This is a genomic window from Mesorhizobium loti R88b (assembly GCF_013170845.1).
Classification (GTDB): domain Bacteria; phylum Pseudomonadota; class Alphaproteobacteria; order Rhizobiales; family Rhizobiaceae; genus Mesorhizobium; species Mesorhizobium loti_B.
Window position 1 is genome coordinate 234,067 of record NZ_CP033367.1, and the last position, 24,823, is coordinate 258,889.

25 protein-coding genes are annotated in these 24,823 nt (G+C 63.7%); 11 read left to right on the forward strand and 14 right to left on the reverse strand.

The window, feature by feature from the left end; translation table 11 throughout:
• Positions 1-43: 43 nt before the first annotated feature.
• The 8 genes from EB235_RS01090 to EB235_RS01125 all read left to right on the forward strand — a co-directional run bounded on the left by EB235_RS01090 (position 44) and on the right by EB235_RS01125 (position 7,276).
• The gene (locus EB235_RS01090; RefSeq protein WP_027032792.1) at positions 44-1,687 is read left to right on the forward strand and encodes a dihydroxyacetone kinase subunit DhaK; all 1,644 of its coding nucleotides are present in this window, start codon (positions 44-46) and stop codon (positions 1,685-1,687) included.
• 72 nt (positions 1,688-1,759) lie between these two features.
• The gene (gene dhaL, locus EB235_RS01095) at positions 1,760-2,362 is read left to right on the forward strand and encodes a dihydroxyacetone kinase subunit DhaL (RefSeq protein WP_027032791.1); all 603 of its coding nucleotides are present in this window, start codon (positions 1,760-1,762) and stop codon (positions 2,360-2,362) included.
• The gene (dhaM, locus tag EB235_RS01100; RefSeq protein WP_027032790.1) at positions 2,359-2,748 is read left to right on the forward strand and encodes a dihydroxyacetone kinase phosphoryl donor subunit DhaM; all 390 of its coding nucleotides are present in this window, start codon (positions 2,359-2,361) and stop codon (positions 2,746-2,748) included. The genes dhaL and dhaM overlap by 4 nt, the downstream gene beginning before the upstream one ends.
• An 18-nt stretch (positions 2,749-2,766) precedes the next feature.
• The gene (locus EB235_RS01105; protein ID WP_027032789.1) at positions 2,767-3,069 is read left to right on the forward strand and encodes an HPr family phosphocarrier protein; all 303 of its coding nucleotides are present in this window, start codon (positions 2,767-2,769) and stop codon (positions 3,067-3,069) included.
• A 41-nt stretch (positions 3,070-3,110) separates the two neighbouring features.
• Positions 3,111-4,685 carry a phosphoenolpyruvate--protein phosphotransferase gene (ptsP, locus tag EB235_RS01110; protein ID WP_027032788.1) on the forward strand — a complete coding sequence of 525 codons (1,575 nt, stop codon included), beginning with the start codon at positions 3,111-3,113 and terminating at the stop codon, positions 4,683-4,685.
• Between the two features lie 2 nt (positions 4,686-4,687).
• A complete protein-coding gene (locus tag EB235_RS01115; RefSeq protein ID WP_027032787.1) occupies positions 4,688-5,113 on the forward strand; it encodes a hypothetical protein in 426 nt (141 codons plus the stop codon).
• A 32-nt stretch (positions 5,114-5,145) separates the two neighbouring features.
• On the forward strand, positions 5,146-6,132 hold the full coding sequence (gene dhaK, locus EB235_RS01120) for a dihydroxyacetone kinase subunit DhaK (protein ID WP_027032786.1): 987 nt from the start codon (positions 5,146-5,148) through the stop codon (positions 6,130-6,132).
• Between the two features lie 121 nt (positions 6,133-6,253).
• Positions 6,254-7,276 carry a nucleotidyltransferase family protein gene (locus EB235_RS01125; protein ID WP_027032785.1) on the forward strand — a complete coding sequence of 341 codons (1,023 nt, stop codon included), beginning with the start codon at positions 6,254-6,256 and terminating at the stop codon, positions 7,274-7,276.
• A gap of 9 nt (positions 7,277-7,285) precedes the next feature.
• On the opposite strand, the gene EB235_RS01130 is transcribed toward EB235_RS01125, so the two are convergent.
• The 4 genes from EB235_RS01130 to EB235_RS01145 form a co-directional block, all read right to left on the reverse strand.
• A complete protein-coding gene (locus tag EB235_RS01130; protein WP_027032784.1) occupies positions 7,286-8,272 on the reverse strand; it encodes a serine kinase in 987 nt (328 codons plus the stop codon).
• On the reverse strand, positions 8,269-8,703 hold the full coding sequence (locus EB235_RS01135) for a lasso peptide biosynthesis B2 protein (RefSeq protein ID WP_027032783.1): 435 nt from the start codon (positions 8,701-8,703) through the stop codon (positions 8,269-8,271). Before EB235_RS01135 ends, EB235_RS01130 begins: the two co-directional genes overlap by 4 nt.
• Positions 8,703-8,987: a PqqD family protein gene (locus tag EB235_RS01140; protein WP_027032782.1), complete on the reverse strand. Its 285-nt coding sequence runs from the start codon at positions 8,985-8,987 to the stop codon at positions 8,703-8,705. Before EB235_RS01140 ends, EB235_RS01135 begins: the two co-directional genes overlap by 1 nt.
• A gap of 437 nt (positions 8,988-9,424) precedes the next feature.
• Positions 9,425-10,261, reverse strand: coding sequence for a DUF2259 domain-containing protein (locus tag EB235_RS01145; protein ID WP_027032781.1), 837 nt, complete (start codon positions 10,259-10,261; stop codon positions 9,425-9,427).
• 151 nt (positions 10,262-10,412) lie between these two features.
• On the opposite strand from EB235_RS01145, the gene EB235_RS01150 reads away from it, so the two are divergent.
• A complete protein-coding gene (locus tag EB235_RS01150; protein WP_027032780.1) occupies positions 10,413-12,320 on the forward strand; it encodes a propionyl-CoA synthetase in 1,908 nt (635 codons plus the stop codon).
• 132 nt (positions 12,321-12,452) lie between these two features.
• On the forward strand, positions 12,453-13,535 hold the full coding sequence (locus EB235_RS01155) for an acyltransferase family protein (RefSeq protein WP_027032779.1): 1,083 nt from the start codon (positions 12,453-12,455) through the stop codon (positions 13,533-13,535).
• 139 nt (positions 13,536-13,674) lie between these two features.
• Here the strand turns inward: EB235_RS01155 and EB235_RS01160 are convergent, their stop codons facing one another.
• The 5 genes from EB235_RS01160 to EB235_RS01180 form a co-directional block, all read right to left on the reverse strand.
• Complete coding sequence (locus EB235_RS01160) at positions 13,675-14,307, reverse strand: class I SAM-dependent methyltransferase (protein WP_027032778.1); 633 nt, start codon at positions 14,305-14,307, stop codon at positions 13,675-13,677.
• A gap of 107 nt (positions 14,308-14,414) precedes the next feature.
• Positions 14,415-14,828, reverse strand: coding sequence for a nuclear transport factor 2 family protein (locus tag EB235_RS01165; protein ID WP_027032777.1), 414 nt, complete (start codon positions 14,826-14,828; stop codon positions 14,415-14,417).
• Positions 14,829-14,909: 81 nt separating this feature from the next.
• Complete coding sequence (locus EB235_RS01170) at positions 14,910-15,512, reverse strand: NADPH-dependent F420 reductase (protein WP_027032776.1); 603 nt, start codon at positions 15,510-15,512, stop codon at positions 14,910-14,912.
• A gap of 92 nt (positions 15,513-15,604) precedes the next feature.
• Complete coding sequence (locus EB235_RS01175) at positions 15,605-16,357, reverse strand: SDR family NAD(P)-dependent oxidoreductase (protein ID WP_027032775.1); 753 nt, start codon at positions 16,355-16,357, stop codon at positions 15,605-15,607.
• A gap of 68 nt (positions 16,358-16,425) precedes the next feature.
• A complete protein-coding gene (locus EB235_RS01180) occupies positions 16,426-17,160 on the reverse strand; it encodes an SDR family NAD(P)-dependent oxidoreductase (protein ID WP_027032774.1) in 735 nt (244 codons plus the stop codon).
• A gap of 271 nt (positions 17,161-17,431) precedes the next feature.
• Between EB235_RS01180 and EB235_RS01185 the strand changes: the two genes are divergently transcribed.
• Positions 17,432-18,328: a LysR family transcriptional regulator gene (locus tag EB235_RS01185; RefSeq protein WP_027032773.1), complete on the forward strand. Its 897-nt coding sequence runs from the start codon at positions 17,432-17,434 to the stop codon at positions 18,326-18,328.
• A gap of 89 nt (positions 18,329-18,417) precedes the next feature.
• Here EB235_RS01185 and EB235_RS01190 read toward each other — a convergent pair whose 3' ends face one another.
• From EB235_RS01190 to EB235_RS01210, 5 genes are all read right to left on the reverse strand, one after another.
• The gene (locus tag EB235_RS01190) at positions 18,418-20,805 is read right to left on the reverse strand and encodes a polysaccharide biosynthesis tyrosine autokinase (protein WP_027032772.1); all 2,388 of its coding nucleotides are present in this window, start codon (positions 20,803-20,805) and stop codon (positions 18,418-18,420) included.
• 148 nt (positions 20,806-20,953) lie between these two features.
• Positions 20,954-21,850, reverse strand: coding sequence for a UTP--glucose-1-phosphate uridylyltransferase (locus tag EB235_RS01195; protein ID WP_027032771.1), 897 nt, complete (start codon positions 21,848-21,850; stop codon positions 20,954-20,956).
• Positions 21,851-21,924: 74 nt separating this feature from the next.
• A complete protein-coding gene (locus EB235_RS01200; RefSeq protein WP_027032770.1) occupies positions 21,925-22,893 on the reverse strand; it encodes a glycosyltransferase family 2 protein in 969 nt (322 codons plus the stop codon).
• Entirely contained in the window at positions 22,883-23,827 is a 945-nt protein-coding gene (locus EB235_RS01205; protein WP_032925839.1) for a glycosyltransferase, read from the reverse strand. Before EB235_RS01205 ends, EB235_RS01200 begins: the two co-directional genes overlap by 11 nt.
• The gene (locus EB235_RS01210) at positions 23,827-24,816 is read right to left on the reverse strand and encodes a glycosyltransferase family 2 protein (protein ID WP_027032768.1); all 990 of its coding nucleotides are present in this window, start codon (positions 24,814-24,816) and stop codon (positions 23,827-23,829) included. The genes EB235_RS01205 and EB235_RS01210 overlap by 1 nt, the downstream gene beginning before the upstream one ends.
• Positions 24,817-24,823: the final 7 nt, after the last annotated feature.

Genomic DNA, 24,823 nt, shown 5'->3' on the forward strand with positions numbered 1-24,823 from the left:
TAACGCCGCCTCTATTGACGATTGCGAATACGGGACGAATTCGATGAAGCACTTTTTCAACCGCAGGGAAACGATCGTCACCGAAGCGCTGGACGGCCTGTTGCGCACCATTGGCTCCGGCGATCTCGCGCGCCTCGACGGCTATCCCGAGATCAAGGTCGTGCTGCGCGCCGACTGGGACAAGACGAAGGTGAGCGTTGTTTCGGGCGGCGGCGCCGGGCACGAACCGTCGCATGCCGGCTTTGTCGGCAAGGGCATGCTGACGGCGGCGGTGTCGGGCGAGATCTTTGCCTCGCCAAGCGTCGAGGCGGTGCTGGCGGCCATCCGTGCGGTGACCGGCCCGGCCGGCTGCCTGCTGATCGTGAAGAATTATACCGGCGACCGCCTCAATTTCGGCCTGGCGGCCGAAAAGGCGCGCGCCGAGGGGTTTGCCGTCGAGATGGTGATCGTTGCCGACGACATCGCGCTGCCCGACATCGCCCAGCCGCGCGGTGTCGCCGGCACCCTGTTCGTGCACAAGATTTCAGGCCATCTGTCGGAGGCTGGCCACGATCTGGCCGACATCGCGGCAGCCGCGCGCGCGGCGGCGAAGGACATTTTTTCGCTCGGCATGTCGCTGTCGTCCTGCTCCATCCCCGGCCAACCGCACGAGGACAGGTTCGGCGACAATGATGGCGAGCTCGGCCTTGGCATTCACGGCGAACCGGGTGTCGAGCGGATCGCGGTGCAAAGTGCCGACAAGCTGGTCGCGATCATGGCCGAGCGCCTGGCGGCGCGGCTCGACGCGGGAGCTAGCCATGCCCTGCTGATCAACAATCTCGGCTCGGTGCCGCCGCTCGAAATGTCACTGGTTGCCAATGCGGTGCTGGCCTCGCCACTGGCCAAAACCATCAAGCTGGCGATCGGTCCCGGCCCGCTGATGACAGCACTCAACATGAATGGCTTCTCGCTGTCGCTGATCCGGCTCGACGCAGCCCGCGAGGCTGCCTTGCTGGCGCCGGTCGGTCCGCATGCCTGGATGCCGGCAAAGGTGGTCGCAGCACCGGCCATCGTGCCGATGGCGAAAGCAGCCGGACAAAGTGCTGCGCATAAGGCCAGCCAGAATGCCGGCACCAGGCGCTTGATCGTCACGGTCTGCGAAAAGCTGATTTCACTCGAAGCCACTTTGAACGGGCTCGACGCCAAGGCCGGCGATGGCGACACCGGCTCGACGGTAGCGACCGGCGCGCGCAGCATCCTCGAACGGCTTGACGCGCTGCCGCTGGCCAACCCCGCGGCGACCCTTGGCGCGATAGGCGAGATTCTGAGCGCATCGATGGGCGGCTCCAGCGGTGTGCTGCTGTCGATCTTCTTCACGGCGGCGGCACAGACCCTGGACGGCGGTACTGATGTGCCCAAGGCGCTGCTTGCCGGGCTTGAGCGCATGACTTTTTATGGCGGCGCAAAAATTGGTGATCGCACGATGGTCGATGCCCTGGAGCCGGCGCTGAAAGCGCTTGATGCCGATGGCTTGGAAAAGGCGGCGGCGGCGGGGCAGCGCGGTGCCAAGGCCACGGCCGCCATGGAGAAGGCGAAAGCCGGACGCTCCGCCTATGTCGGCGCCAAACTGCAGGGCGTGGTCGACCCCGGCGCCCATGCGGTTGCCGAGGTGTTCGCAGCCGCCGCCGCGCTGCACGCCACGGCCTGACGCATGCACCAGTTGTCGAATGACCGTTCTTTCGCTACTGCCGGCAGGCTGGAAACCGGGACTTTGAGCGACATGGCGGCGTTGAACCTTGCCGGGCTGATCGCAGCCGCCGCAGACATGATTGCCGCGCACGCCGAGGAATTGACGGCGCTCGACCAGGCGATCGGCGACGGCGATCATGGGCTGAACATGAAGCGCGGCTTCGAGGCCGTGCGGGCCGAGGCCGAGGCATTTTCGGCCAAACCGCTTCCCGAGGCGCTGAAGGCGATCGGCACCAAATTGGTGATGACGGTGGGCGGCGCCTCCGGCCCGCTGTTCGGCACGCTGTTCCTGGCGATCGGCAAGGAGATTTCGCCGCACCCCGACCGTGCCAGTCTGACGGCTGCCTTCGGCAAGGCAATCGAAGCGGTGGCCGCGCGGGGCAAGTCACAGGTCGGCCAGAAGACCATGCTCGATGTGCTGCAGCCAGTGCATGACGCGCTGGCTAGGGGCAAGACGGCAGCGGAAATAGCCGACATTGCCGACGCCGCCGCCAAGGCGACCGTGCCGATGAAGGCGCTGCGTGGCCGCGCCTCGTTCCTCGGTGACCGTTCGATCGGCCATATGGATGCAGGCGCGCGCTCGACCGCGCTGCTGGTGCGCACCGTGGGACAAGCGATCGGGGAAAGCGCATGAGCAATGTCGGCATCGTGATCGTCTCGCATTCGCCGCTGGTCGCGGAGGGCACGGCCGACATGGTACGCCAGATGGTGGGCGACGAAGTGCCGCTTGCATGGTGCGGCGGAAACGGCCATGGCGGGCTCGGCACCAATGTCGAGGCGATCATGAGCGCCATCGACAAGGCCTGGTCGGAAGCCGGTGTCGCTATCCTCGTCGATCTCGGCGGCGCCGAGACCAATTCGGAAATGGCGGTGGAGATGATCGGCGAGCCGCGCGCGCAGAAGATTATCGTCTGCAACGCACCGATCGTCGAAGGCGCGGTGATGGCGGCGACCGAGGCATCCGGCGGCGCCTCGCTCAGGGAAGTGGTGGCGACGGCGCACGAATTGTCGCCGTCGTGAGTGAACGGGATTTCTGAAATGTCCGCAGCCGCCGAAGCGACCGTCCTGATCACCCACGATGTGGGCCTGCATGCGCGTCCTTCGGTGAAGTTCACCAAGCTGGCCAAGAGCTTTGCCGCCGAGGTGGAAATCGCGCTTGCCGCCAACGGTCCATGGTTCGACGCCAAAAGCATCGTCAAGGTGATGGCGGCCAAGGCGCCGAAAGGCACCGTGCTGCACATCAGGGCCAGCGGTGATGGCGCCGACGACGCGGTGCGCGCGCTGATTGACCTGGTGCAGCGTGATTTCGACGAGGACGCCGATCATGTCCGCTCGGCTTGACGCTGGCGCGCGGTTTCGCCGGTCCGCGGGGAATGCGGGCCATGCGGATTGAGGGGGTTCCGGCCTCGGCCGGCTATGCCGAGGGACCGCTGTTCGACCTCGACCGGCCGTCGGCCGTCTATGCAGGCAAAGCCACCGCAGCGGAAGAGACGACATCGCTGCAAGCCGCGATCGGCAAGGCGGTGAGCCGGCTTGCCGCCATGGTCGAAACTGTCGACAGCGACGCCGCCGGCATACTCGAATTCCACATCGCCATGCTGGAAGACGACGCGCTGAGCGGCCCCGCCTTCGCGTCGATCGCTTCCGGACAGGCCGCCGACGCGGCCTGGCGGCAGGCACTCGATGCCGAGATCGCCGGCTACGAGGCCTCGGACCAGGACTATTTCCGCGCCCGCGCCACCGATCTGCGCGATATCAGGGACCAGGTGCTGCGCGCCCTGACCGAGGATGGTGGCAGCACAACACCTTCCGGTGCCATCCTCTGCGGCGAGGACATCGCGCCGACGCGCTTTCTCGAAACCGACTGGAGCCATGGCGGCGGCATCGCGCTGAAGGCGGGCAGCACCGCCAGCCATGTCGCCATGCTGGCGCGCTCGCGTGGCGTGCCGATGGTGGTGGGGCTGCGCGAACCCCTTGCCAGTCTCACAGGCATGGCGCTGCTCGACGCCGAGCACGGCAGTGTCGTCCTGGCGCCCTCGCCGGCGGAGATCGGCTCGTTCCGGCAGTCGTCGTCTTCCTTCGCGACCCGCCAGGGCGAGGCACGGAGTTTTCTGGCGCGACCAGCGGTGACCAGGGCCGGAACGGCGGTGCGCGTGCAGGTCAACATCGCCGACCCGTCCGATGTCGACACCATCGACGTCGCCACCTGCGACGGTGTCGGGCTGATGCGCACCGAATTCCTGTTCGGCAAGACGCTGCCGGATGAGGAGACGCAGTATCGCGCCTACCGCAAGGTGCTTGAATGGGCCGGCGACAAACCGGTGACGATCCGCACTGTCGACGCTGGCGGCGACAAGCCGGTGTCAGGCTTCACTGTCGAGGAAGGCAATCCGTTTCTTGGGCTGCGCGGCATCAGGCTGTCGCTGGCACGGCTCGACATTTTTCGCGTCCAGATCAGGGCATTGCTGCGCGCCGCGCCACACGGCAATCTCAGGGTCATGTTTCCAATGATCGCCGTCGCAGAGGAGTATGAACGCTCGACCGCTTTGTTTGCGGAGGAGCAGGCGGCGCTTGCCGCGCGCGGCGTCGCGCACAAGATGCCGCCGCTCGGCATCATGGTCGAGGTGCCGTCGGTGGCCATCGCGCCGGAAGCATTCGCCGGCGTCGCCTTCTTCTCGGTCGGCTCCAACGATTTGACGCAATATGTGATGGCGGCCGCGCGCGACAACGCAGCGGTCGCCCACCTCAATTCGGTCCGTCATCCCGCGGTGCTGCGGTTGATCGGCTCGGTTGTCACCTTTGGGCGGGAGAATGGGATTCCTGTCAGCCTGTGCGGCGATGCAGGCGGCGATCCCGCCTCCATCCCAGCGCTGCTCACGGCCGGCTTGCGCGATCTGTCCGTCGCACCGGCGCAACTTGCCATGGCCAAGGCGGCCATCGCGGATGTTTTGGTCTAGGCATGGCCGGCAGGACACCAGAACCCGGTTCCGAAGAGGCGATCCGCGCCTACAAGACGATCCTGTCGCAGGTCATCGACCAGCGCCCGTCGGGCATGCGCCAGCGTCTTGCCGACGCGCTTGGCAAGCACCGCAGTTTCGTCACCCAGATTTCCAGCCCGGCCTATACGATCCCTATTCCGTCAAAGCATCTGCCTTCGATCTTTTCCGTCTGCCATTTCAGCCCGGCCGAGCGCGACCAGTTTCTAGACGCCTATCACCGAGCGCATCCGGGCAAGATGTCGATCGCCGCAGGCATGCGCAAGACGCGGCATGTATCGCTTGTCGTGCCGGATTTCGGTGATGACAAGCAGAACGCGGCGCTCGACCGCGCGATCAACGAATTCATCCAGAAGATCACCAGCATCGCCGGCAAGGGTGGCGGCTGACCATTTCTTGCCGGGCTGTTTGGGAGGACGCCATGAAGAAATTTATGAACGCGGTGGACACGGTGCTGACCGAGAGCCTCGACGGTTTCGTCGCCGCCCATGCCGATATCCTGGTGCTTGGTGAGGAGCACAAATTCATCCGTCGCAGAACCTTGCGGCCGGGCAAGGTGGCGCTGATCTCCGGCGGCGGCTCCGGCCATGAGCCTATGCATGGCGGTTTTGTCGGCCATGGCATGCTGGATGCCGCCTGCCCCGGCCAAGTGTTCACCTCGCCGACGCCAGACCAGATGCTGGCAGCGGCACAGGCCGTCGACACTGGTGCCGGCTGCCTGTTCATCGTCAAGAACTATGAGGGCGATGTGATGAACTTCGACATGGCGGCCGAAATGTCCGAGGGCGTCCTGCAGGTGGTGACCAATGACGACGTTGCGGTCGAAAATTCGTCCTATACGACCGGTCGACGTGGTGTTGCCGGCACGCTGGTGGTCGAAAAGATCGTCGGCGCGGCCGCCGAGCATGGCCTGGCGTTGAAGCCGTTGAAGGCGTTGGGCGAACGCGTCAACGCCGCCACCCGTTCGATGGGCGTGGCGCTGACCAGCGGCACCGTACCGGCCGCCGGCAGGCCGACTTTCGACATCGGTGACGGCGAGATGGAATTCGGCGTCGGCATCCATGGCGAGCCGGGCCGGCGGCGCGACACCTTGAAAAGCGCCGACGCGATCGTCGAGGAGATCTGCGCCGCCATATCAGGCGATCTCGGTGACAGGACAAAAGGCCCGGCGCTGCTGTTCATCAACGGCTTCGGCGGCACGCCGCAGATGGAGCTCTATCTGATGTACAACAGCGCGCGCCGGATTTTCGAGAAGCGCGGCGTGACGGTAACCCGTTCGCTGGTCGGCAGTTATGTCACCTCGCTCGACATGGCCGGCTGTTCGATCACGCTCACCATGCTCGATGACGAGATGACCGGCTGGTGGGACGCACCTGTCCACACGGCGGCCTTGCGCCGGGGCATGTAGCAATTCCAGGAAAAGTGTGCGGCGGTTTTCCCGGGAAAAGCGCAAAACCGCTGCAGCGCTGGCTTCGGCCACGCTTTTCTGCAACCATTCCGGACAATCCACTTAAACATTTGTCCGGTTGATGCTGCCACCTCTGACCTCCGCCGAAGAAAGACTGCTGCTGCGCTTCGCCGATCCGGAGGCTGCGGCGGTCGAGGACAATGTGTCGGCAAAGGCTCTGTCGGCGCTGCTCGACAATGCCGAATTCCACGGCATCCTGCCGATCATGCTGCGCAAATTGCAGGAGAGCGGTGACGCGCGTCTGCCGCCAGACGCCGGTTTGCGGGAGAAGCTCGGCGATTTGCGCGATAAGGCGACGATCGCCACCGGCCAGTCGATGCTGCTGCAATATCATGGCGACCGCATCATGAAGGGAATGGTGGCGCAAGGCATTCCGGCGCGGATTGTCAAGGGACCGGTCTTCGCGCGAAAACTCTACCGCAACGTATCCGACAGGCCATTCACCGATATCGATATCCTCGTCGAGCCCGCCAATCTTGCGCGGGCAAACCAGGTCATCGCGGCATGCGGTTTCGAGCTCGGCAGCAACGAGGCCGAATCCTACCAGCTGCAGGAATTCAAATGGCTGGAGAAAGAGAATTCCAGCCTGCTCGTCGAACTGCATGGCGACCTGGTGCATGACACCGGCATGCGGCGCCGCCTGTCGCTGGGTTTTCGCGAACTGGGCATCATCGACGGCGAGGCGACGGACACGCCGGCGGCGCTTTTGACGATCGCCATCGTGCATGCCGCCGGCGGCCACAAATTCCACCGGCTGCAGCTTTGCGTCGACGTGCTGCAAGGCGTGCGGACGTTGCAATCGGCGGAATCGGAAGCCCGCCTGCTCGACGCCGCCCGCATGACCGGCATTGAACTCGAGCTGGCGATCGTGCTCAATGTGACCGGCCAGTTGTTCGACGAACAGCATGCGCTTGAGCTTGCCGGGCGGATCAAGCCGGACCTCTCGATCCGATTGGCCAAGCGGCTGATCACAACGAACACGCTGCTCAGGGTCAATTCCCGGGAAAAGATCGGCTCGCGCCTGCGTCGCGATGCCTTCCGCTGGATCCAGCGGCTGGCCAAGGCCAAGCCATACGTGGCCTGAACCTCCGGTTCAGTCCTGCCCGGTCAATGTGGCGCTTATCAGCGCCGCCGCGTCGGCCGGGCGCGCGCCGACTTCCAGGGTGAAGGTCGGCACCGACGAGACCAGCTTGCCGATCGTTGCCAGCCGGCGTTTCTGCGACGGCAGCAGGCCGGTCATGCCGGTGCGGACATTGTCCATCGCCAGAGCCACCATCGCGTCGGTCCGGGCCATGGGCACGAGCCGGGTCTCCCTGTCGGCGGAGCGCGCCAGGTGCAGGAGCGCGGCTACCGGCCGGGCCGCCGGACTTTCGATGCGTATAATTTCACTCAACCGTTCCAGCGAGACGGCCTGTTCGCCGTTGCGGTCCCATGATGGACCAAGGCATGGCGATACCTCCGGGATCATTCGGGCTGTGTTCTCGTGGATCTTGGCGTGGCGCGGCAGCCCCCAGGCCGTGGGTCGATCCGAAGCGACATTCAGGATCATGGCATCATCGGAACAGAGGCCGAAACCTTGCGTTGCCAGGGCGAGCGATGTCGTGCTCTTGCCGGTGCCGCTCGGCGCATGGATCAGCACGACGGTGTCGTTGTCCGGCAGCGTCAGCCCGGCCGTGTGCAGCATATGCTGGCCGCCGGCGTCGAGTGCCGCGTCCAGCACCAGCATCGATGGCGTCCAGGCGGCTTTGCTGCCAGGACGAACCCTCAGTTGCGCCCAGCCCTCCACGTCATTGATGGCAACGGTCTGGCGCTCGGGAAAGATGAGATGGACGGTGGCACCGTCGACGATCATCCGGCAGTAGCCGTCCTCCGGTATCTCGCCGTCGAAGACGAGCGATCCGTCGGGTGTCTCGTCCAGGATTTCCGTCTCCGCGATATCGAGGCGAAAGCCCGGCTCGACGGGACCTTCGATACGCAAGATGCCCAGCATCCTTTCGAAATCCTGCCAGAGCTCGGGCCGGTCGGCCGAAACGCCGAGGACCTGACCGTTGAGGCCATAGCATGCTGAAGGCCTGGTCAAGCGGGGCGCACCTTTGTAGCATCGGCATGGTGACGATATATCTCGATCATGCCGGGAAGGCTGTCACTGACCACTGGCCTGCCGTCGAGGCAGACCCAGCAATGCGCCGAAACGCGTGGCGTCTGCAGCGACTTCGGATCGACACCGAAACGTAGCTCCGGATCGAAGCCGGCGAGGCGCAGGAAGCGATGGCCGAGCAGGCCTTCCCTTAGACATCTGCGGTCGCGCATCAGCCAGGGATGGCGCACGGTGCGGTTGACACGGGCGACGATGTAAGCGGCGGGCAGGCCGCGATAGGGTGTTGAGGAGGCGAGCGGCGCCCATTTCAGCACCTCCTCGAAGCTGCGCCTGGCGATCAGGACCGGCATCAGCCGCGCACTTGCCCAGAGATGGCAGCGAAACAGGGTACGCAGGAGCGGACCGTCGGCCATCATGCAACCGGCGCGGCGAGGATACCTTCCGAGACCAACTCGTTGGCCAGTGCCGCCATGTCCTCATCGAGCGTATCCTTGTCGACCTCGAACTCCGCGCAGAGCAGGCCAACGATCTGGTCGAGACTACGCGCGCCGTCGACCTTGTCGAGAAACGCTTCGGTCGTGCCATTGCAGGTATAGAGCTGGCCGCTTCGCGCCAGAAGCACGACCGCGCCATCGCCGACATGCTGGACCGAGGCGTCGTCGGCCAGCCGCAAAACAGTTTCAGAAACAATTTCCATCTCGAACCCCAACAAACCCCGAGATGAGATAGCGCGGTGGTGGGACGCTGTCTATCTGCCGACCGGGGGAGATGGCCCATACTGCTTTACGCCTGCAAGGGATTCCTGCCGGCCGAAGGATGCATCGCCACCTGCTCCCGGCCGAGAATCATCCCAGAAATAGTCGCCGCCGTGACGCCATGGGCATGCATGTTGACCGGCAGGACCGTTGCCTTTCTTCCCCAGAGTAAGGTAAGGACTCCTGGGGTTTTGGGGAGATAGCGTATGCGTTACAATTGGGAGCGGGCTCCGACGACTTTCGAACGTCATCGGAAAGCCCTTGCAGCAGCCATTTTGATCTTTGGCGGCGTAGGCCTCATGCTTGTGGCTTTGCCGATCTAGTGCGATCGATTTTTGTCCAATGATTACCGGTCGTTAGGCGGCTATCGACCTGTCTCTCAGCGGGGCTGGCCGGTCACGGCAATGAAGCGGCGGTCGCGCCCTTCAAAGCCCTGGCTGAAGCGCTGCACCAGCACGACGATCACCGCCGGTTTGCCGGAAGGTGTGTATTCATAGGATTCCGACAGGCTGTAGGACGTTGGGCAATTTCTTGAGCCCGGCACGGCCTTGTCTTCATGCAAGGTCTTGAACGGTTTGCCATCCTGTCCCTGCAAGGTCAGACGGAAACCGAGCGCCTTGCCCGTTTTGTCGCCTTGAAGCGTCTTGTCACCTCGAAGCGCCTGGTTGTCTTCGAAACTCGCGGAACAATCGGCCGTGCTGTTGGCCAGAATCTCATCGAGCTGGATCGTCGAAACCTCGGTTTCGTCATAGAGCGGCGAAAGCCATTTCTGCGATATCTGTTCGAGGCGGGAAATGTCGCTGTAGCCGACGATATCGCCCGGGAAGGTAAACCTGTCCGAGGCCGTCTGCTGGCCGCGCATGGCAATGGCGTATTTCATAAGGATTGGTGCCGCCTTGGCGGCCGCTTGCGTCCTCGCCTGATCGAGCGTCAGCGTCGATTCCTCGGATTCGTCGACGACCAGGATCGGTTTGCCGCCTACGAACTCGTCGGTCCGTGTGTCGATGATATCGATCTCAGAGTAACCAGAAGCCGAGGCGCCGGCGTCGAGTTCGCCATATTGCTCAAAGGCGAAGTAGGCGCCGTCGGGCGAGAAACCGATGATACGGCGTGCGGCCGCGTCGCCAGCCTGAGCGGTTGCGGCCGTGACCAGAAGCATGGCGCCGATCATCAAGGCCCGCGCCGGGCCCGCCACAATCGACCATGGATGGCGCATTGGTTGACATCTCCCCCTCGTCGCATACTTCACGACACCACTGATCCGGGTCAATACGAGACCCGTCAGACGAAAATCAGGCAAGACAGCGCCGGAAAAAACAGCATAGGCTGTTTGCAAAGACGGCAAATGGTTCCCGGGGAGGTTACGGATGGCTTCACGCTATCACGAGGTCTATGACGGCTGGAAACGCGACCCGGAACAATTCTGGGCGGACGCGGCCGCCGCCATCGACTGGTATTCGCCCTGGGACAAGGTGTTCGATGCCACCGCCGGCGTCTATGGCCGCTGGTTTACCGGTGCGACCTGCAACACCTGCTACAACGCCATCGACCGGCATGTCGCCGGCGGGCGCGCCGACCAGATTGCGCTGATTTATGACAGCGCCATCACTGGAACGGTGAAGAAGTTCACCTATGCCGAATTGAAGCGCGAAGTGGTGGCGCTGACCTCGGTGCTGAAGAACCGGGGCGTCGGCAAGGGCGACCGCGTCATCATCTACATGCCGATGGTGGCCGAGGCGGCCATCGCCATGCTCGCCTGCGCCCGCATCGGTGCGGTGCATTCGGTCGTCTTCGGCGGCTTTGCTTCGCATGAGCTTGCCACCCGCATCGACGACGCCAAGCCGAAGCTGATCATCTCGGCCTCCTGCGGCCTGGAGCCGGGCCGGATCGTCGCCTACAAGCCGCTGCTCGACAAGGCGATCGAGATGTCCCGCCACAAGCCGGACGCCTGCCTGATCCTGCAGCGCGACCAGCTGCGCTGCGACCTGAAGGAGCATTTCGACATCGACTATGCCGATGCGGTCGCCCGCGAGCGGGCGGCCGGCGCCAATGTCGACTGCGTGCCGGTGCTGGCCACCGACCCGCTTTACATCATCTACACCTCAGGCACGACCGGCCAGCCGAAGGGCATCGTGCGCGACAATGGCGGCCACATGGTCGCGCTGAAATGGACGATGGAAAACGAGTTCGGCGTGAAGCCTGGCGAAGTGTTCTGGGCGGCGTCCGATGTCGGCTGGGTGGTCGGCCATTCCTACATCGTCTATGGCCCGCTGCTGCATGGCTGCACCAGCGTCCTGTTCGAAGGCAAGCCGATCGGCACGCCCGATACCGGCACCTACTGGCGGGTCATCTCGGACCATGGCGTCGTCGCGCTGTTCACAGCGCCGACGGCGTTCCGCGCCATCAAGGGGCAGGACCCCAAGGGCGAATTCGTTCCCAGATACGATCTGTCGAAATTCCGCACGCTGTTCCTCGCCGGCGAGCGCGCCGATCCCGAAACCATCAAATGGGCCGAGCAGAAGCTCAACGTGCCGGTGGTCGACCATTGGTGGCAGACCGAGACCGGCTCGCCGATGACGATCAACCCGGCTGGCCTCGGCCTGCTGCCGGTGAAATACGGCTCGCCCGGCGTGCCGATGCCGGGCTACGACATCCGTGTGCTCGACGACGCCGGCCACGATGTGCCACGTGGCACGCTCGGCAATGTGGTGGTCAAGCTGCCGTTGCCGGCCGGCTGCCTGCCGACATTGTGGAACGCCGACCAGCGGTTTCGGCAAGCCTATCTCGACGAGTTCCCCGGCTTCTACAAGACGGCCGATGCCGGCATGATCGACGCGGACGGCTACCTCTATGTGATGGCCCGTACCGACGACATCATCAATGTCGCTGGCCACCGCCTGTCGACCGGCGCGATGGAGGAAGTGCTCTCGGCGCACCCTGATGTTGCCGAATGCGCTGTCGTTGGCATCGCCGATGCGATGAAGGGCCAAATTCCGCTCGGTTTCGTGGTGCTGAACGCCGGTGTCGCGCGCGACGGGGACGTCATCGAGAAGGAGGTCGTCGCACTGGTGCGCGAGCGCATCGGGCCGGTCGCCGCCTTCAAGACCGTGGTGACGATCAAGCGCCTGCCCAAGACCCGCTCGGGCAAGATCCTGCGCGGCACCATGCAGAAGATCGCCGACAAAGAAGCGTGGACCATGCCGGCGACCATCGACGACCCGGCCATCCTGGACGAGATCACCGCCGCGATGAAGGAGCGCGGGATCGGGGTTTGATGCCTGACCCGGGAGCGATCCCGCACAGCGTTCCTTGCGGCCGGCCTATCCTGACCGGCAAGCAATACTTTTATTGTGCAATGCAGCAAGCCGCCGTAGACTGTCTGGCGGGGGGCCATCCGGCGGTGCGGTATGGCTCAGCAGAAAATTACCTTTGGCGGCGTCGACATCCTGCGGTTCCTCGCGGCCGTTCTGGTCATGGTCTACCACTACGGCTTCTGGGTGTGGGCCTATCCTGATGGCATCTCGGCGCAGGCCACCGGCGGTGTGCCGGCGCAGCCTGATATAGGCGCCTGGGTCGGGTCAGGCTGGGTCGGCGTCGAGATCTTCTTCGTCATCAGCGGCTTCGTCATCGCCTTCAGCGCCGAAAGATCGACGCCGCTGCGGTTTTTCGAGGCCAGGGTGAAGCGGCTGGCACCGGCGGTCTGGATCTGCGCGCCGGTCACCGCTGTGCTGCTTCTTCTCATCGGCCTGAGCTGGCCGACCGATGCAGTGGTCCGTCTGCTCCGCACCGGCCTGTTCGCGCCCTATGGTCCGTGGGTGGACAGCGTCTACTGGACGCTCGGCATCGAGATCGCCTTCTACGCCATCGTCTGGGTCCTGCTGCGGCTCGGCCGTTTCCATCTGATGGAGGCGGTCGCCATCGCCATCGGCCTCGTCAGCACGCTGTTCTGGTGCCTCTATTATCCGCTCGGCTGGGACGACTTTGCCGAGACGCGCTGGCTTCAGCTCACCCTGGTGCATCACGGCTGCTTCTTCACGGTCGGCGTGCTGCTGTGGCTGATGCGGTTCAAGGCGCTGACGGTGCCTCGGCTTGCCTTCTGCCTGCTGTTCCTCGGCGGCGGCGTGCTGCAAATCGCCAGTTCGGTCGACGTCCACAGCATCAAGGTCAATGCCGTGATGCCCTATGCGCCGCCAATCCTGATCTTCCTTGTCGCCATCGCGCTCATGGCATGGTCGCTGCGGCTCGATCTCAGCTGGAGTGGCTGGCGGCGGATCGGCCTGATGACCTATCCGCTCTACCTGATCCACGACGTCGTCGGCGCGGCAATGCTGGGGCCGATGGTCCGTGCCGGCGTGCCTTATCTCCTGTCCATGGCAATCGTCGGCGCAACCATGATCGCGGCGAGCTGGCTGGTGGCCACCGAGGCCGAACCGCGTATCCGGCTGCTGCTCGACCACACCGTTTTCCGCTACCGGCTCAAGGCCGCTTAGACGTCATCGTCCGGTTGAGGACATTCGTGCTCGCCCATGCCGGGCATTGGGTGCGCGGCGTCTGCCTCCAGGCTGTGCAAACCTGATCAGGATATGGCGCCGCCACGGCTGCTCGACATGAAGTCGGTGCCGAGACCTGTCAGGGCTTCACGAACCGATAGGCGAAGCGATCGGTCTCGCCCTTGATCGAAGGATCGAAGACCTTGATCGCGTGCTGATCGTCCTTGTTCGCGAGCATGGTGCTTTGCGCGTCCAGTACGAAGCCGGCCGCCTCCACCTCCTCGCGGACGGATGCAGGGTCGATCCGATGCAGCGACTGGGTGTCACTCGTGCCCGACCCAGCGGCGGCGGCGTGATCGACGATGACGTAGGACCCACCGGGCTTGAGCTGCTCGTAGACGGCTCGATTGAAGTCGGCCGCCGTCGCACCCTTCTTCTGCATCAGCGCGGTGTGGAGATCGTGGTAGAACAGGTGCAGCCACAAGACATCCGCTGGCTGCGTGACCTCCGGCATCGCCACGAGGTCCGTCGATACGGCTTCGACGTTCTCTCGGCCCGGCTCCTTAGCAAGCGTCCGCATGAGACCGACCGGATCGTTCTTGAAGTGGGCGACTTCGGCCGGCACGAAGCTGTAGACTCGCCCCTCTGGCCCGACGATGTCGGAGAACAGGCGCGTCCAGTCGCCGTCGCCTGGGTAGACGTCAATGACAGTGGAGCCCGCATCTACACGTGCGAACCGGATCAACTCGGATAGCTTGGATTGGTCGTACATCGGAATCTCCGTTACGGTTGGGCATTAGACGAGCGTGCGGCGTATAATGGGGCGATTTTCGGCTTATCTACCGTCTCTCCGAGCTGATGGCCGAAGATGGCCAGCCATTATGCGGCCACGGCCGCGCCCATCTGCGCGGCGCGTGCCAGTGCTTGTGTGTCGACGTATTCCCGGATGTTGGTCAGTCTGCCATCCCGGACCGTGATCGCGAAAATCCAGTCGTCCTCGAACGTCTTGTTCGTAGCTTTGATCTTCCCCTTGGCAAATCCGACGACGAGGACACGGTCTCCTTGCGCCACGAACTCCCGGGGTTCCGTGGACGTTTCTATCGACTTGGAGGCCGTCTCAAGCAAATCCGTTAGCCCGGCGTGTCCGTGGCGCGTTCCGGCCAGCGGCCAGTCCTTCCCCGGAATGATCCACTCGATGTCTTCGGCGGCCAACGCCAGCAGAGCTTCCTTGTCGCCGCTGCCGATTGCGGCGAAGAAGTCCTTCACGGTCTGGATGTTCTTCTCAATGCTCATGGGAATTTCTCCATTTCGCTTGGATCGCATCGCGCTCGATCCGATCCGTGCATCGTGGCCCTGCCGGTTGGCATGTCGTGTTCATCCGTCGAACTTGACCAGGTCCTTGAAGATCAGGTGGCCCCAGCTGTTTCCGCGCGCCTGGACCAGCAGCCCTCCGTCCGAAAGCCCGCCAAGTCTGATCGGCGCGAAACCGAGATTTTCCGCGAGCGTACCAATCTCCGCCGCGGCAGCGTCATCGTCGCTCGCCAAGAACACGACTCTCCTGCCACCATGCACGGCCGGATCCTGGTCAAGGGTGGCAGCGATCAAATGGTTGAAGCCCTTGACCAGCCTTGCACCGGAGAAAGCCTTCGCGATGAACTTGGAAGAAGGCTGTCCTTCCAGTTTCTCAGGGGGCACGCCGTAGGCATTGGTCACATCAACGATGGTCTTCCCCTGCCAGGTGGCGAGCGCCTTCGCGACATTCGGGTGCGACTCGAAACGGACCGCCAAAAAGATGATGTCCGCCTTGACGGCCTCCGCCAGTGTTTTGGGAATGATCGTAGGTCCGATGGCGGTCGCAGCGGCTGCAAAGCGTTCCGGGTCGCGCGTGGTTGCAACGGATACTTCCATGCCCTTGCGGGCAAACGCCTTGGCCAAGGCCTGGCCGATATTGCCGAAGCCGATGATTGCGTAGCTCACAATGTTTCTCCTATCTTGTGTTGGAACTAAAGTTTGAGAAGCGGGATCACCACTGGCGGGTTTGAGGGGCCAGCCACGGGACCGCGCCGGGCTCAGACCTGCGCCCAACCACCATCGACCGCGAGATCTATACCGGTGATGTAGGAGCTTTCATCCGAGGCGAGGAACGTGAGGGCAGCCGCGATTTCCTCTGGCTTGCCCCTGCGACCCATTGGGATCTGTGCAGCAAACTGGGCGACCGCCTGCTCGGCTTGCTCAGCGTTAAGGCCGGTCGTTGTCGCCAAGGCGGGAGTCTCGATCGCGCCAGGGCTCATCGTATTGACGCGGATATTGCGGTCCTTCAGTTCCAGTGTCCAAGACCGCGAGAAGCTGCGCACTGCCGCCTTACTTGCTGCGTAGGTGCTGAACGCTGGCAGCCCCATCACATTCGAGACCGAAGAGTTCAGAATGATCGATCCGCCGTCTTTGAAGAGGGGAAGGGCCTTCTGCACCGTAAAGAACAACCCCTTCACGTTCACATCGAAGGTCTGGTCAAAATGGGCCTCGGTTGCTGCCGCGAGCGGCGCGACTGTCCCTGCGCCCGCGTTCGCGAAGAGAATGTCGATGTGACCATGTTTCTCTTTCACCGTGGCGTAGAGCCGGTCCAGATCTTCCAAGCGTGACACGTCGCCCACGACCGCCGTAACATTACTCTTGATGAAGGCTGCGGCCTCCTTCAGCTCTTTCTCCCGTCGCCCAGTGATTACGACGTGTGCACCTTCCTCCACAAAGCGCTTGGCGGTGGCCAAGCCAATCCCGCTGCTTCCGCCCGTGATGACTGCGACTTTGCCTTCGAGTTTTTTCATGATCTTTCACCTTTGATTGTGTGTGTTGTTTTGTCGTAAAGTTTGAGGAGCGTGGTCCCGCATCGGGCTCAGAGTTGCGCAAGACCGCCATCGACGGCGACCTCGCTGGCGGTCATGAAGCTGCTGTCCGACGACGCGAGAAAGGCCGCCGCCGCTGCGATCTCCGCCGGATCGGCCATGCGCTGGAGCGGAGTCATCGCGCCGTAGGCTTTCTGGCCCTCCTCGCCCAGCGCTTCCTTCGCGAGTTCAGTCGCCGTCGCCCCGGGCGACAACACATTGACCCGGATGCCGGTGCCCTTCAGGTCCTCTGCCCAGGTCCTCGCGAGATTGCGCACTGCCGCCTTGCTCGCGCTGTAGGCGGTGAACCCCGGGGCGCCCGTGGTGCCGGCGCTCGATCCGGTCAGGATGATCGAACCGCCCGGGCCCATGAGCGGCAGCGCCTTCTGGACCGTGAAAATCGTGCCCTTCACATTGGTGTCGAAGGTTTCGTCAATGTGCTCGGCGGTGATCTGGCCGAGCGGAAGCGGGCTTCCCGCCCCGGCATTGGCGAAGACGATATCGAGGCTTCCGCGCTCGGCCTTCACAGCCGCGTAGAGCCGGTCGAGGTCGGCCTCATCCGAGACCGAGCCCTTCACCGCGCGAGCATTGGGGCCGAGGTCCGCCACGGCGGCGTCGAGCGCTTCCTGGCGGCGGCCGAAGATGAAGACGAAGGCGCCTTCCTCGACGAATCGTTTTGCCGCCGCGCGGCCGATGCCGGTGGCGCCGCCGGTGATGACGGCGGTCTTTCCATTCAATCTGGTCATGACGTGCATCCTTCCAGGCTTCCGCCTTGGTCATTCGGGAACGCCCCGAGACCATCAAGATGGGTCTGCCGAGGTCAGGCGTTGAGTGAGGAAGAGCGCACATCGGCGGTGCAAAACCGATCCGGCATAGCTATCAACGGCAGCGGCGACGATAAGGTTCCTGTGTTCGGAATTGGGCCCTTACGTCAACAGGTGCTATAATGGCCGCACTGTGCTGTTGTGCGACAAGTCAGAGCTTTGGAAGGCGCACCGCGCGGTGCGGGATTGCACCATGATCGACTGGGATGACGTTCGCTACTTTCTTGCCGTCGCACGCGGAGGCTCGGTGCGGGCTGCTGCCAAGCGCCTTGGTGTGAACCACGCGACCGTACTGCGACGCATCGCTCAGCTTGAGGGACGCCTGGGCGCGCACATGTTCGAAAAGCTGCCTTCGGGCTACCGCCTGACGGCCGCCGGGGAGGAGGTCCTCGAGCTCGCGGAACAGATGGAAGTGTCGTCGCACCAGTTGGAGACGCGCGTCTTCGGGCGTGACCAGAGCGCGCGCGGGCTTTTACGGGTGACGCTTCCACCGTTCCTCGCCACACACCTGCTCATGCCGGATCTTGCCGATTTCGCGCGTCTGCATCCGGACATCGAGATGGAAATCTTGACGTCCGGCGAGGTGGCAAATCTGACCAACCGAGAGGCCGACGTCGCGATCCGCATTGTCGCCGACCGCAAGACCCTGCCGCTTAATCTTCACGGCCTGAAGGGACCGGAGCTGTTCAGCGGCGTCTACATGTCTCGCGATCGACTGGCCGCGTTGCGTGCGGGCGCGCCTGATCCTATCCGGTGGATCGTCATAGACAATCATGGAATCCCGGCCTGGGCGCGCGAGGGAGAAGTTCACACCACGGGAGTTCCGTTCAGGACCCCGGACGCCGAGACGCAGATCGTCGCGGCGCAGCAGGGGATCGGGATGACGAAACTGCCGTGCTTCGTCGGAGATGCCGATACTCTATTGGTGAGGGTGCCGGGCACCGGCCTGCCCATGCATGGGACGCTCTGGCTTCTCACACAGGGGGAGGCACGCAAGACGAAGCGCGTGCGGCTCTTTACCGAGTTCGTATCCCGCAGGCTCGCCGCCCACGCTCCGCTTCTCGCGGGGCTGTCTGTATCGCACGACTGACGCGCGGCAGGTCGCCGGGATCCAACCTTGGCGCATGAACGGGGCTTCATCGCCAATTCCGTCAAGGCTGAACTCCAGGTAGCCGCTGCCTAGACCGACGTCTTGCTCCGCACCTCGGACTTGTCGAGATAATAGCTCGAGTATTTGTCGAAGAATTTCTCCGACGCGCCGAACGATCCATATTTGGCGAGCTTCTTCAGGTCGACCTTGTTCAGCACCGCGCCGACGATCTTGTTGGCGACATAGGGTTCGGATTCCAGCATCGACCGCACCATGGCGCGCGGCGTGCGGCCCCATTCGGTGACCAGCACGAAGCCGTCGACCAACGGTGCGAAGGCCTTGGCGTCGACCACCGGCCCGAGCGGCGGCAGATCGACGACAATGTACTCGAACGTCTCCTTGGCGTTCTCGACGAAGCGGCGCATTCCGGCCGAGGACAACAGCTCGCTGGTGTGCGAGAAGTTACCGCGCAGCACGGCGGGGATGATAGCGAGCTTCGTTTGCCGGTCGATCTTGCCGACGGATTGCCAAGTCTGGCCGTTGACCACGGCTTCCATCAGGCCCTGCTCGGCCTCCATGCCGAGGCTGCGGCTGAGGCCCGGATTGCGCAAGTCACCGTCGATGAGCAGCGTCCTGGCGCCGTTGGCGGCCAGCAGGCCGGCGAGATTGGCCGCGACCGTAGACTTGCCTTCGCCGGGAAGCACCGAAATGACGCCGATGACGCGGCTGCCTTGCCCTTCCATGACGACGTCGAAGGCGATCTTGGCGCTGCGCAGCGTTTCGGCGAACATCGATGCCGGAGCGTCGATGCTGACCCGCATGCGCGCTCGTCTTTCGAGGGCGGCCGGCGATCTGGCGACCTTCTGATCCGGCTGCGCCTCGTCCTGCTTGTCCTCCTTGGCGGGTTTGCTGCCGATGGTCGGCAGGTAGCCGAGGAATTTGAGGCCGACGCGGTCGCGCACGTCCTCGCCGGTGCGGAAGAACCGCTCGTTGAACTCGTTAAGGCCGCCAAAGCCGGCGCCCATCAGCACCCCGAGCACGAGCGAGAGCCCAAGCACCACCACCGTGCGCGGGCTCGAAGCCGCCTGCGGCATCGACGCGTCCGAGATGATGCGGATCTTGCCGACCGGGAAGGATTGCTGCTGGGCGGCTTCCTCGTAGCGACCAAGGAATGTTTGGTAGAGCGTGGTGAGCGCCGTCGCCTTCTGGTCGAGGTCGCGCAACTGGACCTGCGACTGGTTGTCGATGGAGCTCTTGCCCTGCGCCGATGCGACATTGGCCCTGAGCGCGGTCTCGCGCGCCAGCGCCACCTCATATTCGTTGCGATAGCTTTCGGTCAGTTGCTTCAGCTCGCCGAAAATCTGCGTCGAAATGTCGGCCTTCTCCTTGGCCAGCGCCACCGCCTGTGGATGCTGCGGGCCGAAATTGGCCTCGACGTCCTGCAGCCGCTTGGCGACCGTGAGATAACGGGTCTTCAGCGAAGCGATCACCGAGCTGCTCGGCTGGTCGGCCGATATGGCGGCATCGTTGAAAGCGTTGTCGGAGCCGCTGTCGATAATCGCCTTGTACTGCTGGTAGCGGGCGCTGGCGCGTGCCGTGTCGGCCTGCGCTACGATCAGCTGGGCGTTCAGATCGGCAAGCTGCTTGTCGCTCATCAGCTGGCCGTCACTGTTTGCGGACAGTCCGTGTTCGGCCCTGAATTTCTCGACCGCCAGCGATGCCTGCTGCGAGCTCTCGCGCAGTTCCGTCAACCGACCCTGCAGCCAGACCGCCGCGCGCTCGGTGGCGTCGAAGCTGGCATCTAGCTGGTCGGCGAGATAGGCCTCGGCATAGGCCTTGGTGATCGCCGCCGACAATGCCGGGTCCGTCGACTGATAGCCGAGCGCGATGACGTAGCTTCGCCCGACACGCTCCGCCCTCACCTCGTTCTGCAGCTTGAGGATTGCGTAGTCGCGACTCGACGTAGCGATAAGTGCATCACGGGTGGCAGGGTCGAGCTTGCTGATGTCAGCTACGCCCGGAATGGTGGGACTGGGGCGGACAAGCTGGATCAGGCCGCGGATGAACCCGACACCCTTAGCCAGCGCCGACTGCGGCGGGTTCATGAAGGCATCGTTCTGGCTGAGCTTCAGCTTGTCAACGACCACGGCGGCAAGCCGCGTCGAGGTCAAGATCTCGATTTGGCTCAGAATGGCGGAATCGGTCTGCATCGTCGTCGACGCCGCCGAGATGTCGTCGACGATCTTGTTCAGGCCCTCGTCGATCAGCACGCTTGAGACCGAGACAAATTTGGGCGGCGTGGTCTGCAGATAGAGCATGCCCAGGAAAAGGCCGATGGCGGCGCACACGGCAACCACCTTGGCCTGCCGCGCGGCCATGCCAAGCAGCCGCTCGATATCGATGAAGTCTTCGCCGTTTCCTGCGTCCGAATTCGGCAATGGCATCCTCTTGTCGAGAGGAAAGTTGGCATAATTCATCTTCGGTCCAATTCTGACTTGTCTGGCTCGCTGGTCCCCGGAAGATCGGGAGCATTGCTGGGCGCGGCACAGGCTTGATGCCGGACAGCACGGAGCCGGCCGGCCCCTTCGCCGTCAGCCGCCCGACAATGCTCCCGAAAGATGGGCATTATGCGGCTTCTTCCTGACGTTCATGCGACCGGACGAACTCCTGAAGCATCTCGAAAACCGGGCCCTTCATGTCGTCGCGCGCCAGCGCGAAGGCGATGTTGGCCTGGATGAAGCCTTCCTTGGAACCGCAGTCGAACATGCGGCCCAGGAAGGGCTGGGCAAAGAATGGCTGGTCCTTCGACAGGCGGACCATGGCATCGGTCAGCTGGATCTCGTTGCCGGCGCCGCGCTGCTGATTGCCGAGCAGCGCGAAGATCTCGGGCTGCAGGATATAGCGGCCGTTGATGTAGAAGTTCGACGGGGCGTTGGCCGGGGCCGGCTTTTCGACCATGGCCGAGACCTCGAAACCGCCGCCAATATCGGCGCCACGGCCGACGATGCCGTATTTGTTGGTTTCGCTCGGATCGCAACGCTCCACTGCGATGACGTTGCCGCCGGTGCGTTCATAAAGCTCGACGGTTTCGGCGAGACATCCTCGCCCTCCGAAGGACACCATATCAGGCAGGAGCAGGGCGAATGGCTCGTTGCCGATGACCTCGCGGGCGCACCAGACCGCGTGACCGAGGCCTTGCGGCGACTGCTGGCGGATGAAGGAAGTGGCACCGGCCACCGGCAACATGCTTTCGAGCGCCTCCAGCTGGGTCTTCTTGCCGGTCTGCTCCAGGGTGCCGATCAATTCCGGATGCAGGTCGAAATAGTCCTCGATGACCGCCTTGTTGCGGCCGGTCACGAACACGATGTGCTCGATGCCGGCTTCGAAGGCCTCATCCACCGCATATTGCACGACAGGCCTGTCGACGACGGGAAGCATTTCCTTCGGCATCGACTTGGTCGCCGGCAGGAAACGTGTTCCAAGCCCCGCCACCGGTATCACGGCCTTCCTGATTTTCTTCATCGCAAATTCCTTCTGAGGAGATCGACTACAGTCCCTTCACAGGCCACGAAAAATCCCTCCATGTGCCTGCATCTTCACCTCCCCACCCCCACGGCAAATTGTGCCGCTACGCGTCGCAACCGCACGGCGATCGGCATGCCCATATGCCTGACCGCCGCCGGGTCGCTGAGCGCCGTCCGGATCGCCTTGAGCGGGGACCGCGCCTTGATGTGCTGAACCATAGAAAGGAAGGAGGCCGCCTTGCGCAGGCTGCGGCCGCGCCGCGCAAACGCCGCCTGCGCTGCCTCATCCATCCGATGGGTTTGAGCGAACATCTCGTCTGCCTTGCGCATCGCTTCGACATGATGAAGCTCGAGCACACGCGAGATGGAGCCGCTGCGAATATGATAGGCGTAGCCGATATCTGGTTCGACCACGCATCTGCCGCCCTTGGCGAGGGCATCGGCAAACAGGATATAGTCCTCGCCGATCCTCAGCTTCTCGTCATAGCGAAGCCGGTTTTCGTCCAGGAACCGGCGCTGGAAAATCGGCTTGAGGTAGCCGAGATTGAACTTCGATTCGAAGACGATATTGCCGGCGATGTAGGTGGCCAGCGAGATCTCACGCAAGCCTTCCAGATAGTGCCGCGGGAACATCGCATCCTCGATCACCCCGTCCTCGCGGATGACCTGGAGATTGTCGACAGCGATCTGGGCGTCCGCCTTTTCAGCACGGTCGATCATGGCGGCGATGCGCAGGGGAAAGACGGCGTCGTCGGAATCGAGAACCGCGATCCACCGGCCGCGGGCGACATCGAGCCCGGCATTCCTGGCGCCGCCGGGACCGCGATTCCTGGCCAGGGCGACGACGCGAACGATGTCCCCGGGATAGGCCCGCGCCACATCGAGCGTGGCATCGCGCGACTGGTCGTCGACGACGATGATCTCGACGCTGACACCCTTTTGCGCAATGGCGCTGGCAATCGCCCGGTCGAGCGTGGCCTCGGCATTGTAGGCGGCGATGACGAAAGAGACATCGGGGACGAAGGAGAGGTCAGGCTGCACGCTTGCCTCCTTCCCCGGGTGAAGGTTGGCCGTACAGACGGATTTCGCGGATGCCGACAAGGCCGCTGACAACGCCGACATGCATGATGCCGCGCAGCACGCTGCGGTTTCTGCGCACCGGGTTGGCGACAAACGGAAGTGCCGCGGCGAAACAATAGGCTGCCTTTGCCGCGGCGACACCGACATGCTTGACCAGCCCAATGCCACGCGCGCTGCTGCCCAAGAGGTGGCCATGCGTCTGACCGACGCGAAAACGGCGGCGGCCGAGCCAGTCGAACGCGGCCCTTGAGCGCGGCACCACCTCGTCCACCCATGCGTCTTCCGAAAAGGCGATGCGGCCGCCGGCCTTGACCATCTGGTCGAAAAGCTCGGTGTCTTCGCCGCCGGTCTGGCCGCGCGCCAGGCTGAAGCGGCGGCCGCGCAAGCTGTCCGATCCCATGCGCAGCAGCACGTTGCAGGTGTAGCCGGTGCGGATCTCGCCGCTCACCCAGACCGGCAAGGTCGAGTGGAAGTCGCCGCGCCGCATCCATTCCGGCGCATCCGGGCGGTAAAGCGCCCGCACCGGGCCGAGCACGGCTGTTGCACCGCTTTTCTCAGCCGTCGCGACCAGCTCGGCCAGCCAACGGGTAGAAGCCGTCTCGTCGTCATCGATGAAGGCGAGGAAATCCGCCTCGCTGGCATCGAGGCACGCGTTGCGGGCGATCGAGATGTTGCGCGCCGGGGCATGCCGATAGCGGATCGGCAATGCCAATTCCTGCGACAGCGCGGCCACCAGTGGCTGCGCGCTCGGCGTGTCGTCATTGTCGGCGACGATGACGCTGATATCGAACCCTGCCGGCATCTCCATGGCGGCGAGCGAGCGCAGCGTGTCGGCCAGCTCCGGCCGCCGGAACGTGCACACGCCGATGTCGATGCTGCGGTTCTTGCCAGCCATCACGCCACCCTGCGTCGTGTGCCGAGGCCGAGAAGTTGCAGCCAGAAGCCGACGGACCAGCCGAAATGCATGACCATGGCCGAAACACCGGCCAGCGCGATATCGGCATTGCGCTGGCGAATGGCCGTCACCAGGCCGTAGCCCAGGCATACCGCCGCCCAGATCAGCAACGGCACCGCCGCGATCCAGTGCACGAAGGAGAAGGCCGCCAGAAGCACCACCGGGAAGACTGCCAGCGGCACCATCTGCCGAACCTTCGGTATGACGCGGTGCTTCAGCACGTTCTTGGCGCGGCCACGGCCATAGCCGAGATACTGGAAATAGAGACCTTTGAGCGAGGCACGCGGGTAGTAGACCATCTGCGTCTTGCCGCTCATCCAGATCTTGTAACCGGCTTTTCGCAGCCGGTAGTCGAGCTCGGCGTCCTCGTTGTGGCTGAACGTTTCGTCATAGCCGCCGACGGCGCCAAAGGCGGATATCCGCATCAGCGCGTGATGGCCGTGGTCGACCCATTCTCCGGCGGAGAGGTGACGATGCTTGGAACCACCGGTGCCGAGTTTCGAATTCTGCGCCGCCGCAACCGATTTCTGGACAGTGCCGCTGCCGCTGGTCAACATCGAGACGACCACCGAATCCGCTGATGTGGCCAGTGCTTCCTCAAGCAGCCGGTCGCAGTAGTCATCGGGATAGCCGCCATGCGCGTCGATGCGGATCAGATACTCGGCGCCCTCACCAAACGTACCGACGGCGAGATTGATGGCCGCGCTCTGGATGCGACGCTTGTTGTGCAGCAGGATAACGCGCGGATCCCTGGCAGCAACGTCCGCGACAATGGCCAGCGTGCCGTCGGTGCTGCCGCCATCGGCGACGATGATCCTGGCGCCAAGCCTTGCCGCCGCCGGGCAGAGCTGGTCGAGCAGCGCACCGATATGGGTTGCCTCGTTCAGGCAGGGGATCACGATCAGGCTGGATGGAAGCGCTTGCGTCATCGGGCGA